This is a genomic window from Streptomyces sp. NPDC047117 (assembly GCF_040643545.1).
In the GTDB taxonomy this organism is placed as follows: Bacteria; Actinomycetota; Actinomycetes; order Streptomycetales; family Streptomycetaceae; genus Streptomyces.
In genome coordinates, this window is sequence record NZ_JBEYUN010000002.1 from 277,276 (window position 1) to 292,634 (window position 15,359).

Genomic DNA, 15,359 nt, shown 5'->3' on the forward strand with positions numbered 1-15,359 from the left:
GTGAGGGGCGGGAGTTCGGCTCCTGGGAGTACGGGGGTTGACGCGTGAGCGCCACCGCTCGGTGCCCGGCCGCCCGGGCCGCCCTGGTCGCCTTCTTCGCTTCCGGTCTCCTGGTTCAGGTTCACGAGGCCCCCCGCTCCTGTCAGCAATTCTCCGAGCTCCTCCAGCAGTTCGGCGCCGCCGCCGAGGTGGGCGGCCAGCTGCCGGCCCCACAGGAAGTGACGGTGGACCGGGTGGTCGAGGTCGGCGCCGGTGCCGCCGTGCAGGTGCTGCCCCGCGTGGACGACCCGCCGGCCCGCCTCGGCCGCCCACCACGCGGCGGTCAGCGCGTGCGGGCCCGCCTCCAGCCCCTCGTCCCGCCGCCAGGCCGCTTCGTACGCGGTGACCCGGATCGCCTCGGTGTCCATGTGCGCGTCGGCGGCCCGCAGCATGACGCCCTGATGCGTCGAGAGCGGCCGGCCGAACTGCTCACGGGTGTTGGTGTGCGCAACCGCCCGCGCGAGCGACCCGGCGCACACCCCCGCTTGCAGCCCCGCGAACGCCGTCCGCGCGGACGCGAGCACGTCGCCGTACGGGTCCGGTCTTACAGCCGTCAGGTCGTCGTACGGGTCCGGCACCGTGGCGGGCCTGGGGTCAAGCGCCTCCCCGTACACCTCATCCGGCGCGGCGCCCAGCGGCTCGCCCGGCGCTTCCGTCAGCGTGAGCCGCCCCGCCGACCAGGGCGCGGTCGTCTCCACCGGCTCCCGTACGGCCCCCGGACCCGCCGCCTCGACCAGCCACAGCCGCCACCCGGCGGCCTCCGGCGCGTACACGGGAACCAGCACGTGCGTGGCGTCGCGCAGCCAGGGCACCACCGGCAGCACCCCACTCAGCCGCCCCTCGGAGTCGGCGCACACGCGCCCCCGGCTCCGCCCCGGGAACGCACCGGTGGCCACGGCCGTCCCTGCCGCGAGCGCGGGCAGCAGCCGTTCACGCTGCTCCGCGCTTCCGTGCGCCGTGATCGGTAGCAACCCGTACACCGCGGTCGCGGCCAGCGGCACCTGTGCCGTCCACCGCCCCTGCTCCTCCAGCAGCAGAACGAGCCCGAGCAGCCCGGTCTCGGCGACGGCGCCCACCAGCCCGGCAGCGCACAACGCGGCCCACAGCTCGGTGTCCGTCGCATTGCCCAGCGCGCTCATCCGCTCATGGGCCGCCAGATCCTCGAAGATCTCCGCGGCCAGCCCGGCGGCGGCACGCTGTTCCTCTGTGGGAGTGAAGTCCATGTCAGCCCACCACCCCGGAAGTCCGCCCGGCGGCGCGGAACACCGGCAGCACAAGACCCTCGTCCACCTGCTGGAACTCCAGCCGTACCGGCATCCCGACGCGGACCTCGTCGTGCGCCACGCCCACCACGTCGCTCACCATCCGCACCCCTTCCGCCAGCTCGATCACCGCGACCGCGTACGGCGGGTCGAAGGCGGGGAACGGCGGGTGGTGCATCACCACGTACGAGAAGACGGTGCCGTCGCCGCTCGCCTCGACGGTGTCCCACTCCTGCGCCCCGCAGCCGTTGCACCCGGGCAACCAGGGAAGACGCAGCCGCCCGCAGTCACCGCACCGCTGGATCAGCAGCCGGCGCTCCGCCACCCCGGCCCAGAACCCGGCATTGTCCCGATTGATCACGGGCCGGGGCCGCCGCGGTGCGGACTCCTTCGAGACGGACCCGTTCGAGGCAGTCGCCACCGGCGCGGGCTCCTTCGAGGCGGCGGCCCCCTTCCCGGCAGGCCCCTTCCCCCCAGGCGCGTACTTCAGGATGCGGAAGCGATGCGTACCGGCGAGCTCGTCCCCCACCCGGATGTCCATCCGCGTCGTGACGAAGTACCCGGCCCCCAGCTTCGTCGTCTTGCGGTCCGACACCGCCTCGATCACCGCGTCAAAGGTGACCTCGTCGCCGGGCCGCAGCGGCCGCAGGTACTCCTGCTCGCAGTCGGTGGCGACCACGGCCGTGTACCCGGCACCGTCCAGCAGCGTGAACAGCTCGTCGTGCGCGCCCGACCTGTCCACATGCCCGGAGAGCCCACCCATGGTCCACGCCTGGAGCATGGTGGGCGGGGCGACGGCCGCGTCCCCGGCGTAGGCCGGGCTGGTGTCGCCGACGGCCTCGCACCAGTGCCGGATCATCGGCAGATTGACCGGGTCCTTGCCGGTCCCGGCAGTCGCGGCGGCCCGCCCCACGAACGCCTTCAGCCGCGCGCCGAGGTCCACCTCGCCCCCCACCGCCCCACTACTCCTCGTACCGCTCACCGCTCCGCTCACCGGCGCCCCCTCCGCATCCCGAGCCGCATCGTCGCCACGATCTCCCGCTGCACTTCGCTGACCCCGCCCCCGAAGGTGTTGATCTGCGCGGCACGGTTCATCCGCTCCAGCTCGCCCTCGGCCGCGGTTCCGGCCCCGAAGGCCCCCGGGGACCCGGCCCGTACGAGCGCCGCTTCCCCCACCGCCTCCTGGCACAGCCGGTAGACCTCCACCGCGCTCTCGGTGCCCGCGAACTTCACCCCGCTCGCGTCGCCCGGGCTCAGCGCTCCCGCGCCGACATCGCCCACCAGCCGCCAGTTGAGCAGCCGCGTCGCCGCGAGCCGGGCGTGCGCCTCCGCGAGCCGGGCCCGCACCCAAGGACGGTCGGCGGGCCGCTCACCGGTGTGCGGGTCCGGCGTACGCGCGTACGCGAGCGCCGCCTCGTAACAGTCCTCGGCCTGCATGCCGATGGCAGCCAGCGCCACCCGCTCGTGGTTGAGCTGGTTGGTGATCAGGCCCCAGCCGGCGTTCTCCTCGCCCACCAGGTTCCCGGCCGGCACCCGTATGCCGTCGTAGTACGTGGTCGTCGTGGTCAGCCCGCCCACCGTCCGTATCGGCGTCCACGAGAACCCCGGCGCGTCCGTCGGCACCAGGAGAATCGATATCCCCTTGTGCTTGGGCGCCTCCGGATCCGTACGGCAGGCCAGCCAGATCCAGTCGGCCTGCTGCGCGTTGCTGGTGAAAACCTTCACCCCGTCGACCACCCACGCGCCACCCCCGGCCGCATCCTGCCCGGCAGCCCTGGCAGCCCCGCCAGCCCCGGTTGGGCCGCCGTCCTCCCGCACCGCCCGCGTACGCAGCGCGGCCAGATCCGTACCGGCCTCCGGCTCGCTGTACCCGATCGCGAAGACGATCTCCCCGCTCAGGATCCGCGGCAGGAAGAACTCCTTCTGCTCCGCGCTGCCGTACTTCATCAGCGTCGGCCCGACGGTGTTCAGCGTGACCATCGAGACCGGTGCGCCGGCCCGGTACGCCTCGTCGAAGAAGACGAACTGCTCGTCGGGGCCGCGCCCCTGGCCCCCGTACTCCTCCGGCCAGCCGAGCCCGAGCAGCCCGTCGGCGCCGATCCGCTTCAGGATCGCGCGCTGTTCCTGCGGATCCTCGACGGCGCCGCCCGGGAGCAGCTCGCGGAAGTACTCCCGCAGCCGCGCCCGTAGCTGCCGCTGCCGCGGCGTAGGAGCAAGGTGCACGTCGACGCCCTCCTCAACATCCTCTGCACACGAACATCCTCTGCACACGCAAGCGAGCGGTTTCTGACTGTCCGTCAGAAACCGCTCGCTGTCAATACACGTACGAGACGGGCGGCCGGCTCTCCCCAGGACCGGCCACCCGTCGTCCTCAGGTGGCCCGGCGGGGCTCCCGAGGGGTCATCAGAGGGTTCACCACAGGTTGGTGAAGTTCACCGTGGCGTTGGACTGGTCGATGTGCGTGAAGCCGGACCCGTTCACGCTCGCGGTGTTGTTCTGGTTGGACGCCCCGTCTCCGTTGGCGACCTGCTGGGTGCTGGTGGAGTTGCCGTTGTTGTCGTGCCCGACGCCGGAGCCTTCCTGGCTCGACGACACCGCTCCCGACCCGTCCGACGCGAACGAACCGTTGTCCGCGTACGCGACCCCGGCGAACAGGGCCGCCGCGAGCGGCAGGGCGGCAACGGTGGCGATGGTACGAGCGGCACGGATGCTTGCCATGATTTTTTCCTCCTGCGGAACCACTTGGAACGGGCAATCCCTGGGTGGTTGGCCGACCCCCCCGGGTCTGTTGCGTTACGACGTCGCGACCCAGAACTGCCCAAGTGGCGTAGCCCGAATCGGCTAAGCCCACCGATTCCCCCGCAAGCGTGAGCCCTCCCCCTCAAACGTCCGCATTGACCCACACAGGGTCGCGCGCACATCCCCCAAAACCGCTGTTTACGCCGGTACGGGCGCCAGAGCCACGTGATCGCAGCCGATGGCCTGCCGGCGTAGGCGATGCAAGCTGCAAAGTCCCGAGGCCTCGGGTCGTCTTACGACTCGGCTTACGGGTGGTACTTCTCCTCAACCGTCTCAGCAGCACCGGACTTGGTGCTCATCGTGACGCGAACGGTCACGCTGCCGGTCTTGGCGGCCTTCTCCAGCTGCTCCACCGTGCACTCGGCGGTGCCGTAGCCGTCGTCGCCCAGGGACACGCCGTCGTCGGGGTCGTCGGAGCAGATCGAGGCCGCGCCGAGGACCTTGGTGGCGTTGGCCACGAAGAACGCCTGGTCCATGCTGCCGTCCTCGGGCTTGACGATCAGCTTGCCGGGCGCCATGTACTCCAGCTTGCCGACGACCGTCTTGTGGTTACCCGCGTTGGCCACACCGCCCCCTTCGGGCGCGGACTTGCTGTCGGCCCCGCCAGCACTCCCCCCGGACGCACCCGCGTCACCCTTACCCCCGCCCTGCCCCTGCTCACCGGCGGACTTGCCCGTCGAGGCGCTGTCCGAAGAGGAGTTGTCCGCGGAGGACCCGCCCGTGGCCTGAGCCGATGCCGAGGACTCGGCGGCCCCATTCGCCCCGGTGTCCTGCCCGCAGGCGGTCATCCCCAGGCCCAGCGCCGCGGCAACAACGACGGCGGCGGCGACGCGTCGGCCGGCACGGCCACGGAAACGGCTGGTGGCGGTGGAAATGGCGGTGTTCATCTGCTCTCCCGTTGCACTGATCTCTCGTCTCGCTCCCGGACAACACCCACCCTCAAAGATCACCCTGCCGTCCCACTAACGCCCCACTAATGCCCCACTGCCCCCAGCCCGGTCCCCACGCCCTCACCACTGAGCACAGCCCACCCAGCCACCACCACAGAACACATAACGCGACGCACTGGTGAAGCCCCCCCAGGCCGAAGCTCGCGTAGGCCCCCGGGGGTCAGATGGGCTGGGCGCCGTACGCCCTGGAGCCGCACCACCGGCGTACGGCAGAAACACCGTTCCTGGCCCGGCGCACGCGCCCTGCCCCCGCCCCCCTCGACGTACGACTACCGGCGGATCAGCTGCGCGGCAATGGGATCAGAATGCTGACGCAATAAGGGAACTGTCGGTGCGGCGCTAATCCTGCATCACTCGCCTCATGGACACAGTGGAAGCGGTGCCGATGACGAATAAGCACCTTCGGGCTGTTTCGGTGTGATGACGATCATCACCTTGAGTGGAACCAAAATGCCTTCCCATGCATCTGAACCGGAATACCCCTTGAGTGTGCATGGCCGACCAACGTATACCGCTCGACCAGCGGCTGTGCGATCAACAGCCACCCAACTTCCTTTAGTTACCGCATTCCGACCGCCGAGGCCAGAGCGCTTGCACATGGCACACCAAAGGGCAAATAAGACTTCTGCATCGCTCATCCGTATGATCTTGCTGTCGACGGCTGCTGACCACGGCCGCCAGTTACACATAGGGGGATTTCCATGTCTCGTAGATCGACCATGCGAGCCGTCGGAGTCGCGCTGGCTCTTCTGCCCACCGCCTTCGCGACCACCGCAGCTCACGCCGGCACTGGCGAATCTGCACCTTCCGCCGTCCAGAAGCAGAACGGCGAGATTTCGACGCGAGCAGCCGTCGGAAAGTACAGCAAGCTCATCAGTAAGACGTCGAAGAAGAACTATACGAACACCAAGAATGAAATAGCCCGCTGCACGGCCCAGACAAAGGGCATGACTTGCATGATCAATAAGACGGCGTCGGCGACGCGCACGATCGACGCAGGGTTCGGCATGAGCCATGACGGCGTCGCGGCGAGCCTGAACATCAGCAAGGCGAAGACGCAGTCCGTGTCAGTGACGTGCAGCGCAAAGGTGGGCAAGGGGCACTCGCTCGTCGCCTACCCGATCGGCACCCGCTACAAGTACAAGATTGAAAAGCACATCACCACGCCCCTTGACTACAAGGCCGGCACGAGTGGATGGAAGTACGCTTTCGATCCCGCACCCGCGAAGGTAAGCTGCAAGGTCATATGAGCCTCCGTCGCAGTCATTTCACGTCCGCACTTCCCCACGCCGGCGCGGTGGCCGGTGCTGTGGCAGGTGCTGTGGCAGTAGCAATGGTCCTGGCGGGGTGCGGCACGGATAACAAGCCGAACGTGCCCGTGAGCTCGCTCGTCGGTCAGTCCGTCGCTCAGGTGGAAGGGAAAATCCCGCAGGACGCCTCGATGGTCTCGTATGACCTGTCGAAGCCCGTCACCGGAAAAGATGCCAAGTACGGCATCTCGGATGACGAGTCCCACGGCGACTGGTTCGTGGTGGCGGCGTGCGCGAACACGAAGAACGTGGAAAACGACACCCGGCTCGCAGTTGGGGTGCTGAATTCCGACGCGTACTCCAAGGACATCGCGCGCAAGGCAAAGAACCACGCCTTCAACCGCTACTTGTCGGAATGCAAGTAACCAAGACCTGACGCGGTCGAAACTCCTAGGCACAGCCAGGGCGAGAGGCATAGCCCCGCCCCGCCCGGCACTCTCTGGGCTATGCAGGAGTTCGCCCGCAGTGGAGGCACTGCGCCCGGCCGTACCCGTACGGTCGGGCGCAGTTTTGTCGGCAACGAGCCCTGCCGGATGCGGACTGGGCCGGGCGCCAACGCCACTAGCGTGGAAGTGGCCGTCCAAGGCGGCTGCATTTCCATGCCGGTGCGTGGTCGGACCTGGGGCGGCTAAGGCGTGTCCGGCGGATCATGCTGCGATCGGCACGTGAAGCAGGTCATCACTACGATCACGGGATGTTTGAGTACCACGGTTGGATTACGGTCAGGGAGACCGCAGCAGATGATGACGATGAGGCGCGTCTGCGACGCATCGTCTATGAGCTTGAGCTTCACATCGCCCAGATGGACAGCCCGTACTTGCTTGACCTCAGGTGGATGAACGGTGAGCCGTTCGTCCACCTCGGCGGCTACTCCAATCACCGTTCGTCGCCTGATGTCGTGGAACTGTTCGAGCACGTGGCCGTAGTTGCCCCTGGTTCTTACGGACTCCTCCACGTTCGCGATGACGAGGATCCAGACCACGAAAACGAGGTAATCGTGCTCAGGCTCGTTCGGGGGGTGGTCACGCGGCACACGGAGGCGCTGCTGTCTCCGTGCATCCCAACAGTGGAAGACCCCTTTACCGGCTGAGGCGTCTTTGACGGATCATGCTTGGAGCCATAGGCGTATCGCGGCCACCGTGACGGTGCTGTGGAAGACGTAGGCTCGCTTGTCGTAGCGGGTGGCGACGGCGCGGAAGCTCTTCAGACGGTTGATCGTCCGCTCGACTTCGTTGCGGCGCGCGTTCGAGTACGGGGATCATCTGGGGTGCGTCGCCCCACTGGCCGGGGGTGACCAGCAGCGCAAGAGGTCTGCGACCACCTTCACTCGCGAGGTGAATCTTGCTCGTCAGACCGCCCCGGGACCTTCCGAGTCCCTCGTCGGGACGATGCTGCCGGGGCGTAGCTCTTTTTTCGGAATGCGGGGTGTCTTCCTGCGGGCTCCAGCGGCGTGTTGGTGGGCACGGCAGGACGTCGAGTCGACGCCCACCATGCTCCAGTCGATCCGGCCCTCGGCGTCGGCATCAGCCTGAACAGCCTGGAGGATCCGGTCCCAGGTGCCGTCCGCGGACCAGCGTCTGTGCCGTTCGTAGACCGTCTTCCACCTGCCGAACCGCTGCGGAAGATCCCGCCATGGGATCCCAGTCCGCTCACGGAAAAGGATCCCGTTGATCACCCGGCGGTGACTGACCCACCGCCCACCACGCCGCCCATAGAGGGGCAGATGCGGCTCCAGGCGGCGCCATTCCTCGTTCGTCAGATCACCACGGCCCACGACCAACTACACGGCCGGACAAACTGAAACACTCATGATCCGCCGGACAGGCCTTAGTCCTGGGAGAAGGCGGGCTGCGGGAGGGGTGCGGTCGGGGCGGCCGAGCAGTCCGGACGAGAACGCCGGCATGGGGCAGGCCGCCGTACCGCCACCGTCACGGACGCACCAGCGTGAGCGGACCGGACCGCGATACGTGGCTGCGGGGGAGCAGCTGCTGCCGCGATGTGGCGAAGGTCCGTAGGCGTTCCACTCGACGCGGCGCCGTTGGGGCCGAGGAGCGTGTCGCGCCTACGAACCGAGCATCATCCCGCCGCGGGCGCCCACTAATACTGGAATGCACCAGAGACCCGACACGCTACCGACAATAGCGATCACTTATTTGCAAGTCGCTCAAGCAGCTAACTACTAACAAGTCGCAAATTGGGGCGTTGAGGATGCGTCATCCGAGTTTGCTCGCCTTCCAGAGCCAGCGGCACAAGGCCGAATACATGACGATTGAGTTCATCAATATTCATGCCCAGCTCTTCAGCCATTTTCGCCAAAGGGAAATCGCTAGCCCGCAAAGCGGCAAACACCTTCCCTAGAAGTTGAGAAGTTTCCCGCACAATTCCATCTGGTTCACCTCTACGGTATCCCATTTGCGACAGCTGCTTAACCGTAGTCCGGTACACCCACTCCGTTAGCAAGTTAAGGTCTTTAAGCCTGTACGCAAGCGCTACAGCCGCAACCTTCCATTTTTTCTTTGCGCTCAAAATTCGCCTAGCATCAGCATTGTGCAGCATTTGCGCAAGAATTCCCGCGCGCGGCATCAAAAAAGCCGAGGCGAACTGTTGCGCCTCCTGCTCCGCTTCTGGCCCGTGCGGGATGCGATGCTCAGCATGGAGAACCAAATGACCCAGTTCGTGTGCGGCGTCGAACCGACCTCGCTCACCGCTTTTTTCCAGGTTTAGATAGATGAAGGGAGTTTTACTTTTCCAGCGAGTGGAGAAAGCATCAACCGTTGCACAATCGGCAGCCAGAGAGAAGACGCGAACTCCGTGCGACTCCAGCAAGTGGATCATATTGGGGATGGGCGCCTCCCCTAGTCCCCACAGTGCGCGAACCCGCTCTGCAGCCTCCTCGGGGCCCAGGTGCGGGAGGGTCGGCACGTCCGGTGCCGGCAAGGTGAATCGCTCTTCAAGCCATTGATTAATTTCAATGGCGAGCCGACCGGCACTTCGGGCTGCATCCCGATCCAGAGCCGTCATTTTGGAAAGCGCACGAAAGCTCAATGCGTCGACCTCAATCTCCTCAACCTCTGACGCTCGGAAGAAGGAGACAGGCAAACTAAGCGCGGATGCCAAAAGGTCCAGCGTCTCAGTCGATGGCTCCTTATGGCCATTCTCGAAGGCTGTAAGGCTTCGCACTGAAACGCCGGACTCTTGAGACAATCTGGATAGCGTCATGCGCCTCCTTTTTCGCGCGAGAATCAATCGCGAGGAAGTCAGCATGACAACTTCTCCTACGGGTAGTGGGGGTTAAATGGCTCCCTTGAACTCGACGGGAACGTCTACGGCGACGTCCTCGACGGTCTCATCGAGCCTCTTAATGTCGAACTCCGGACCCGTGAACGGATTCTCGGGGAGGATGATCCGCTCATGCCAGGTGTCCACGTGCTTGCCGTGCATCTCAACCGGCATCGACAGTTCGAATGCCAGGCCTTCCTTCCCCGACTTGTAGAGAAGGAACCACGTGGGAATCTCGGTGACGTCGGGCGCCTCAGTCCGCTGCCCGGGAAGGGTGAACAGCGAAAGCTGCTCCTCGTTCCTCTGCACGAGCTTGGCCACGGCCGCGCCCTTCGGGTTCTTCGTGCGGATGTCGCCTGACCAATTGGCCGCCTCGACTCCCACCTGTCCAGATGCGCTCACCGCCGTAACAGCGAAGCGTCCGGACGGGTGGATGCAGCGCAAGATGTGCTGCGCGTTGCTGTAAGTCCAACCGTGGCTCTGCATGCGCTCCCGGAAGAAACGGTTGCAGCGAGACCAGAACGTGTAGCCGGCCATGCCCGGCGAGTCCATCTCCGTCGAGAGCCGCGCCTCGGCAGACGCACCCCTCAGCGGAAAGAAGACATCGTCGGGCGTCAGCCCGAGAGCGTGCAGGCGCTGGACGGCATCATCGCCGACGTGGCACACGGCTTGCATTAGTCCTCCCCGATCATCGTTCCAAAAATCGTACCTCACTGGAGGTCGGATTTTTGGAACCCGGGCGGATCGAACTATAGTTCGATATTCAGTTACCGTCAAGTATCTTACAGTGGGACGCTTGAGATTAGCGCAGGTGAACGCGCTTGAACGGCTACCTGGCCCCCTCTACGACGCGGAGGCGACAGGGTGTCTACGCGAGTGACCAAGAGTTGTGCACATGGCGTGTCCCTATGACGTCCAGGTCGTTGAGCGGCCTCATGCCGCGGACCGTTGGCGTTAGGTCCACCGTGGCCAAACGCAAGCAACGCCGGCAGCCAACGTCAAGGTTGACAGCCACACCCTGCTTGAAGGAGTGGCTACATGAGGCCTCAAGGCGTCCCGTCCTGGGGCGCACATGATCAGAGCGCACCGGAGACAGCCGCGTGCCCGTTGCGTGCCCGATCGGTCGGGGAACAACGGGGAATCGTAGGCATCGGCGGACAGCGCTCAAGGCAGAAGCCCCCGACCGACGTTGCAGGTCGGGGGCCGTCTAGGTGCGGAGGCTGTGGGATTTGAACCCACGGTGAGGGGTTACCTCACGACAGTTTTCAAGACTGTTCCCTTAGGCCGCTCGGGCAAGCCTCCCTGCGGCACCGGTCGGCGGCGGGCCGACGGTGACGCGGGGATCAGGGTAGCGCGTCCGCTGTTTCCGTGCGCTGTTCGTGCGGGTCAGGCGTCCGCTGGGTGGGCTGGTCGGCGGGCTGCCGGTCGCGCGGGTGGCGCCGGTGCGCCCTGCTGGCGCGGCCGGCCCGCAGCGCTCGGCTGCGGGCCGGTTGCCGGCTATTGGCTGTCGGGCGCCGGGCCTGGCCTACCGCGCTGCCGGTGGCCCGGTTCGGGTCAGTTGCTGTCGCCCACTCGTTGGCCGAGGGTTACCTCTGTGGTGTGTTCGTTGCCGTTGCGCTCGTAGGTCAGGGTGACCTTGTCGCCGGGGCGGTGCTGCCAGATCTCGCTGATCAGGGTCGGGCCGCTGTCGATGGCCGTGTCGTCCAGCTTGGTGATCTTGTCGCCGGGCTTGAGGCCGGCCTTGTCGGCCGGGCCGTTCCGGGTGACGGCGTCCGTGCCGCCGTTGCCGCGCTGGGCGATCGTCGCGCCGTTGCTGGTCTCCCGCATCCCGACCTGAACGCCGATCTGCGGGTAGACCGGCTTGCCCGTACGGATCAGGTCGTCGGCGACCCGCTTGGCCTGGTCGATCGGGATGGCGAAGCCCAGGCCGATGCTGCCCGACTGCCCCTCGCCGCCGAACGGATCGCTGCCGCCGCTGCCGCCCGCCGACTGGATCGCGGAGTTGATGCCGATCACGTTGCCGGAGGCGTCCATGAGCGGACCACCGGAGTTGCCGGGGTTGATCGACGCGTCCGTCTGCAGTGCGGACATGTACGAGGCGTTCGTACCGCCACCGTCGCTGGACGCCACCGGGCGGTCCTTGGCGCTGATGATGCCGGTGGTGACCGTGCCGGACAGGCCGTACGGGGCGCCGATGGCGATCGTCGCGTCGCCGACGGCGACGTTCGCGGACTTGCCCAGCGGGAGCGGGGTGAGCTTGGCGTCGGAGGCGTTCTTGAGCTTTATGACGGCGACGTCGTAGCCCTGGGCGCGGCCCACGACCTCGGCGTCGTACTTCTTGCCGTTGGAGAACGTCACGCTCAGCTTGCCGCCGTCCGCCGCACTCGCCACGACGTGGTTGTTGGTGAGGATGTGGCCCTGCTTGTCGTACACGAAGCCGGTGCCGGTACCCCCTTCGCCACCCGCGCCCTGCGCATCTATGGTCACGACGCTGGGCAGCGCGCGCTGGGCGATGCCGGACACCGAGGTCGGCTTGCGGTTCAGCGCCTGGGGGTCACCGGAGGCGGAGACGGTCGTGGAGGACGTGTCGTCCTGACCCGCCGCCCAGAAGCCGATGCCGCCGCCGACGCCGCCCGCCACCAGCGCGGCGACCAGTACGGCGGCGATCAGGCCACCGCGACGGCGCGGCTTGTCGGCGGGCGGACCGGCGGGGGCTCCCCAGCCGCCACCGCCGTACGGGGGCTGCTGCGGGCCGCCCCAGCCGCCGGCACCGCCACCGTGCGGAGCGCCGCCGCCGTACGGAGCACCGCCGTGCGGGTTGCCCCCGCCGGGCGGGACGGTGGGGAAGGCCGCGGTGTGCTGCGGGTCCTGCGACCAGCCGGGGTCGGAGCCGGGGTCGGAGCCGGGGGCGCCGCCCTGAGGGGCAGCGGGAGCTGCGCCCTGGGGGGCAGCGGGAGGCTGCGCCCCGGGGGCCGCGAAAGGCTGCGCTTCAGGGGCCGCGGAAGACCCGGCCTTGGGGGCCACGGGAGGCTGCGCCTCAGGGGCCGCGGAAGACCCGGCCTTGGGGGCCACGGGAGGCTGCGCCTCAGGGGCCGCGGGAGCGTGGCTTCCCTGGGGCTCTACAGCAGCCGGGGGCGGCTGCGAACCGTCCGTGGAGCCCGCCGAAGGGGCGAAGGACGGGCGGGGTGGTGCGGGCTCGGGGGTGGTCGGAGTCTGCGCGCCGGACGCGGGCGCGGCCGACCCCTGGGCCCCGGCGGGCGCCTGCGGCTCCGCCTCCGGCGGGACGGCGGCGCCCTCGTTCTCGGTGCTCACAGCTCTCTCCTCAGCTTCCTGACCATGTCGGCCCGATGTCGGGGCCGGCATGTTCGAGCGGTGCATGGCGTATCGACTTGACGGTGACATGTCGGCGTGACGTTATACGGGAGTGTCCGGTTCAAGCCTTTCCCACGCGCCGTCAGGGCACCGTAAGCCGAGGCTGTGACCTTGCCTTCATCCTTTATCCCGGACATTTGCCGCGCATCCGCTGCTAATGCTTCAGATGTCGACACCGGTAAGTACGGGACCCGATCACCAGGCCGCCACGGTCCGGGCTGCGGCAGTCGACGCCGGTCTTCCGTCGTCGACCGCTCGTACCGTCCGCCGCTCGTACCGTCCGTCGGTCGTACCGTCCGTCGCTCCCCGTATGAGGACCGGCCGCCACCGCGCGATGGCACGATAACTCGGTGACCACTGCGCGCCCGGCACCAGGTTTCCCTCCCGAACCGTCCGCCATCTCCGTCGTAGCGCACCGCGGGGCGTCCGAGGACGCTCCCGAGCACACTCTGGCCGCGTACCGGAAGGCCATCGAGGACGGCGCGGACGCCCTCGAGTGCGACGTCCGGCTGACCGCCGACGGCCACCTGGTGTGCGTGCACGACCGCCGGATCAACCGGACCTCCAACGGGCGCGGCGCCGTCTCCAACCTGGAGCTGTCCGATCTGGCCACGCTGGACTTCGGCTCCTGGAAGGACGACGCGGCGGGCGAGGCGCCCGACGGCCGCCACCCGGAGCTGGGCAGCGCCCACGAGACGGCGGGCGACACCGAACGTACGTCCGTACTGACCCTGGAGCGGCTGCTGGAGCTGGTCGCCGACGCGGACCGCCGGGTGGAACTGGCCATCGAGACCAAGCACCCGACCCGGTGGGCGGGCCAGGTCGAGCAGCGCCTCGTCGAGCTGCTGGAGCGCTTCGGGCACACCAAGCCGCCGCCCGGCACACCGTCCGCCGTACGCGTCATGAGCTTCTCGGCCCGCTCGCTGCAGCGCGTGCGGGCCGCGGCGCCGGCCGTGCCCGCCGTGTACCTCATGCAGTTCATCACCCCGCGGCACCGGGAGGGGCGCCTGCCGCCGGGCGTACGGATCGCGGGGCCGAGCATCCGGATAGTGCGCGCGCATCCGGACTACGTGGCGAAGGCGCACAGTGCGGGGCACGAGGTGCACGTGTGGACCGTGAACGAGGAGGCGGACGTGGACCTCTGTCGTGAGCTGGGCGTGGAAGCAATCATTACGAACCGGCCCAAGCAGGTAAGGAATCAGCTCAAGTCGACTTAAGGGGTGAGGAGCCGTAAAGCGCAGTCGGAAAGCGCCCGGATGACCACAGCGGAACCCCTTTCCTCACGGGGAGTGCACCGGCGCATTCAGCCCGTATCTGATCGAACCGAGTGCGTCACCGCATACGGATTGGCCGGTTTCCGGTCCATCGCGATGGGGCATTCATCCCGTGGCGTGGGGCAAAGGAGGTCTCGGGGGTGGCGTTGGTGGTGGCACAGGAGGTGCCGACGTCGTCGACCATGGCCGTACCCCATGGCCCTGCGGGCGTGGGTTCGGCCAGGCGGCGTATGCGCGATGAGCTGCTGACAAGTGGCGTTCAGGACACGGTTGTCGACGATGCCGTACTCATTCTTTCCGAATTGCTCAGTAATTCCTGCAGACACGCACGCCCCCTGTGCGCGGAGGGGCCCCCGGACGGCGACGCCGATTCGGTGCGGGCCGCCTGGCGCATTGACGCGCGTGGCCAGTTGACCGTTTCGGTCACTGACGGCGGGGGACCGACCCGACCACTTCCAGCCACTCCCTCGGTCACCGCACGCGGCGGCCGCGGGCTGGCCATCATCCGTTCGCTCGCCAAGGACTGGGGCGTACGGGACGGGCACGGCGAGGTCACGGTCTGGGCGACGCTCTCCCTGCACGAAGCGTTCGCGACCCGCATGGACCTGGCAGCCGGCCTCCCGGCCGAGCTGAGGGACGCCCTGGCGGACCTGGACGAGCCGGCTTAGCCGAGTCGGCCCCGGCCTGGCCGAACAGCTTGGACGAATCGGATTGCGTGAACGGGTTCGACGAGTCGGCTTGAGCCAACTGGCTGGACGAGTCGGCTTGGACGAGTCGGCTTGGGCGAAGCGGGTGTTGGCGTGTTGGCGTTATCCGCCCCTGCTTGCCGTCTTCCCTGCGCTTGCCGACTTCTCTGCGCGTCGCCCAGCGCTCCCGGAGCCATCACCAATCCCCGGGGGATCGCCGCCGGTTCGCTCCGCCTGGCCGCCGCCGGTCGCCGCGGAGGCGCTGGGCCGCTGGGCCACTGCCCGTGCTCGTCGACTCATGTAGAGCCAACCTTAGAGGCCCCATAGAGGCCCCCGGCCCCATGGAGGCCCCCGCGCCCGGCGCGGCTTCAGAGGCCGGGCGTTGGCG

The 15,359-nt window shown here is 67.8% G+C and carries 12 protein-coding genes, 1 tRNA gene and 3 pseudogenes; 6 read left to right on the plus strand and 10 right to left on the minus strand.

The window, feature by feature from the left end; translation table 11 throughout:
* Positions 1–143 precede the first annotated feature (143 nt).
* The 5 genes and pseudogenes from ABZ840_RS04360 to ABZ840_RS04380 all read right to left on the minus strand — a co-directional run.
* A pseudogene (locus ABZ840_RS04360) lies at positions 144–1,262 on the minus strand (acyl-CoA dehydrogenase family protein); the annotation flags it as partial.
* A gap of 1 nt (position 1,263) precedes the next feature.
* Complete coding sequence (locus ABZ840_RS04365; protein WP_361553072.1) at positions 1,264–2,256, minus strand: bifunctional MaoC family dehydratase N-terminal/OB-fold nucleic acid binding domain-containing protein; 993 nt, start codon at positions 2,254–2,256, stop codon at positions 1,264–1,266.
* A 35-nt stretch (positions 2,257–2,291) separates the two neighbouring features.
* A complete protein-coding gene (locus ABZ840_RS04370; RefSeq protein WP_361553075.1) occupies positions 2,292–3,524 on the minus strand; it encodes an acyl-CoA dehydrogenase family protein in 1,233 nt (410 codons plus the stop codon).
* A 189-nt stretch (positions 3,525–3,713) separates the two neighbouring features.
* A complete protein-coding gene (locus ABZ840_RS04375; RefSeq protein WP_361553078.1) occupies positions 3,714–4,019 on the minus strand; it encodes a hypothetical protein in 306 nt (101 codons plus the stop codon).
* Between the two features lie 326 nt (positions 4,020–4,345).
* Positions 4,346–4,987: a hypothetical protein gene (locus tag ABZ840_RS04380; protein WP_361553081.1), complete on the minus strand. Its 642-nt coding sequence runs from the start codon at positions 4,985–4,987 to the stop codon at positions 4,346–4,348.
* Between the two features lie 191 nt (positions 4,988–5,178).
* On the opposite strand from ABZ840_RS04380, the pseudogene ABZ840_RS04385 reads away from it, so the two are divergent.
* The 4 genes and pseudogenes from ABZ840_RS04385 to ABZ840_RS04400 all read left to right on the plus strand — a co-directional run.
* A pseudogene (locus ABZ840_RS04385) lies at positions 5,179–5,338 on the plus strand (amidohydrolase); the annotation flags it as partial.
* Between the two features lie 413 nt (positions 5,339–5,751).
* Positions 5,752–6,300 carry a hypothetical protein gene (locus ABZ840_RS04390; protein WP_361553084.1) on the plus strand — a complete coding sequence of 183 codons (549 nt, stop codon included), beginning with the start codon at positions 5,752–5,754 and terminating at the stop codon, positions 6,298–6,300.
* Positions 6,297–6,725, plus strand: a complete 429-nt coding sequence (locus tag ABZ840_RS04395; protein ID WP_361553086.1) for a hypothetical protein — start codon at positions 6,297–6,299, stop codon at positions 6,723–6,725. The genes ABZ840_RS04390 and ABZ840_RS04395 overlap by 4 nt, the downstream gene beginning before the upstream one ends.
* Before the next feature lie 329 nt (positions 6,726–7,054).
* A complete protein-coding gene (locus ABZ840_RS04400; RefSeq protein ID WP_361553089.1) occupies positions 7,055–7,450 on the plus strand; it encodes an Imm7 family immunity protein in 396 nt (131 codons plus the stop codon).
* A gap of 15 nt (positions 7,451–7,465) precedes the next feature.
* On the opposite strand, the pseudogene ABZ840_RS04405 reads toward ABZ840_RS04400, so the two are convergent.
* The 5 genes and pseudogenes from ABZ840_RS04405 to ABZ840_RS04425 all read right to left on the minus strand — a co-directional run bounded on the left by ABZ840_RS04405 (position 7,466) and on the right by ABZ840_RS04425 (position 12,951).
* Positions 7,466–8,134 (minus strand): annotated as a pseudogene (locus ABZ840_RS04405) (IS5 family transposase).
* A 398-nt stretch (positions 8,135–8,532) separates the two neighbouring features.
* Positions 8,533–9,624, minus strand: coding sequence for an XRE family transcriptional regulator (locus tag ABZ840_RS04410; protein ID WP_361553092.1), 1,092 nt, complete (start codon positions 9,622–9,624; stop codon positions 8,533–8,535).
* Positions 9,625–9,651: 27 nt separating this feature from the next.
* On the minus strand, positions 9,652–10,305 hold the full coding sequence (locus ABZ840_RS04415; RefSeq protein ID WP_361553096.1) for a hypothetical protein: 654 nt from the start codon (positions 10,303–10,305) through the stop codon (positions 9,652–9,654).
* Between the two features lie 548 nt (positions 10,306–10,853).
* Positions 10,854–10,941, minus strand: a tRNA-Ser gene (locus ABZ840_RS04420).
* A 252-nt stretch (positions 10,942–11,193) separates the two neighbouring features.
* Positions 11,194–12,951: a trypsin-like peptidase domain-containing protein gene (locus ABZ840_RS04425; RefSeq protein ID WP_361553099.1), complete on the minus strand. Its 1,758-nt coding sequence runs from the start codon at positions 12,949–12,951 to the stop codon at positions 11,194–11,196.
* A 410-nt stretch (positions 12,952–13,361) separates the two neighbouring features.
* On the opposite strand from ABZ840_RS04425, the gene ABZ840_RS04430 reads away from it, so the two are divergent.
* Both ABZ840_RS04430 and ABZ840_RS04435 read left to right on the plus strand, forming a co-directional pair.
* A complete protein-coding gene (locus ABZ840_RS04430; RefSeq protein WP_361553102.1) occupies positions 13,362–14,228 on the plus strand; it encodes a glycerophosphodiester phosphodiesterase family protein in 867 nt (288 codons plus the stop codon).
* A gap of 110 nt (positions 14,229–14,338) precedes the next feature.
* Positions 14,339–14,953 (plus strand): ATP-binding protein, encoded by a 615-nt coding sequence (locus tag ABZ840_RS04435; protein ID WP_361553105.1) that lies wholly within the window; start codon positions 14,339–14,341, stop codon positions 14,951–14,953.
* Positions 14,954–15,359: the final 406 nt, after the last annotated feature.

Excerpts from the sequence above, each read along its gene's own strand:
- ABZ840_RS04375 (WP_361553078.1), bottom strand. The coding sequence starts at position 4,019 with ATGGCAAGCATCCGTGCCGCTCGTACCATCGCCACCGTTGCCGCCCTG.
- ABZ840_RS04380 (WP_361553081.1), bottom strand. The coding sequence starts at position 4,987 with ATGAACACCGCCATTTCCACCGCCACCAGCCGTTTCCGTGGCCGTGCC.
- ABZ840_RS04390 (WP_361553084.1), top strand. The coding sequence starts at position 5,752 with ATGTCTCGTAGATCGACCATGCGAGCCGTCGGAGTCGCGCTGGCTCTT.
- ABZ840_RS04395 (WP_361553086.1), top strand. The coding sequence starts at position 6,297 with ATGAGCCTCCGTCGCAGTCATTTCACGTCCGCACTTCCCCACGCCGGC.
- ABZ840_RS04400 (WP_361553089.1), top strand. The coding sequence starts at position 7,055 with ATGTTTGAGTACCACGGTTGGATTACGGTCAGGGAGACCGCAGCAGAT.
- ABZ840_RS04410 (WP_361553092.1), bottom strand. The coding sequence starts at position 9,624 with ATGCTGACTTCCTCGCGATTGATTCTCGCGCGAAAAAGGAGGCGCATG.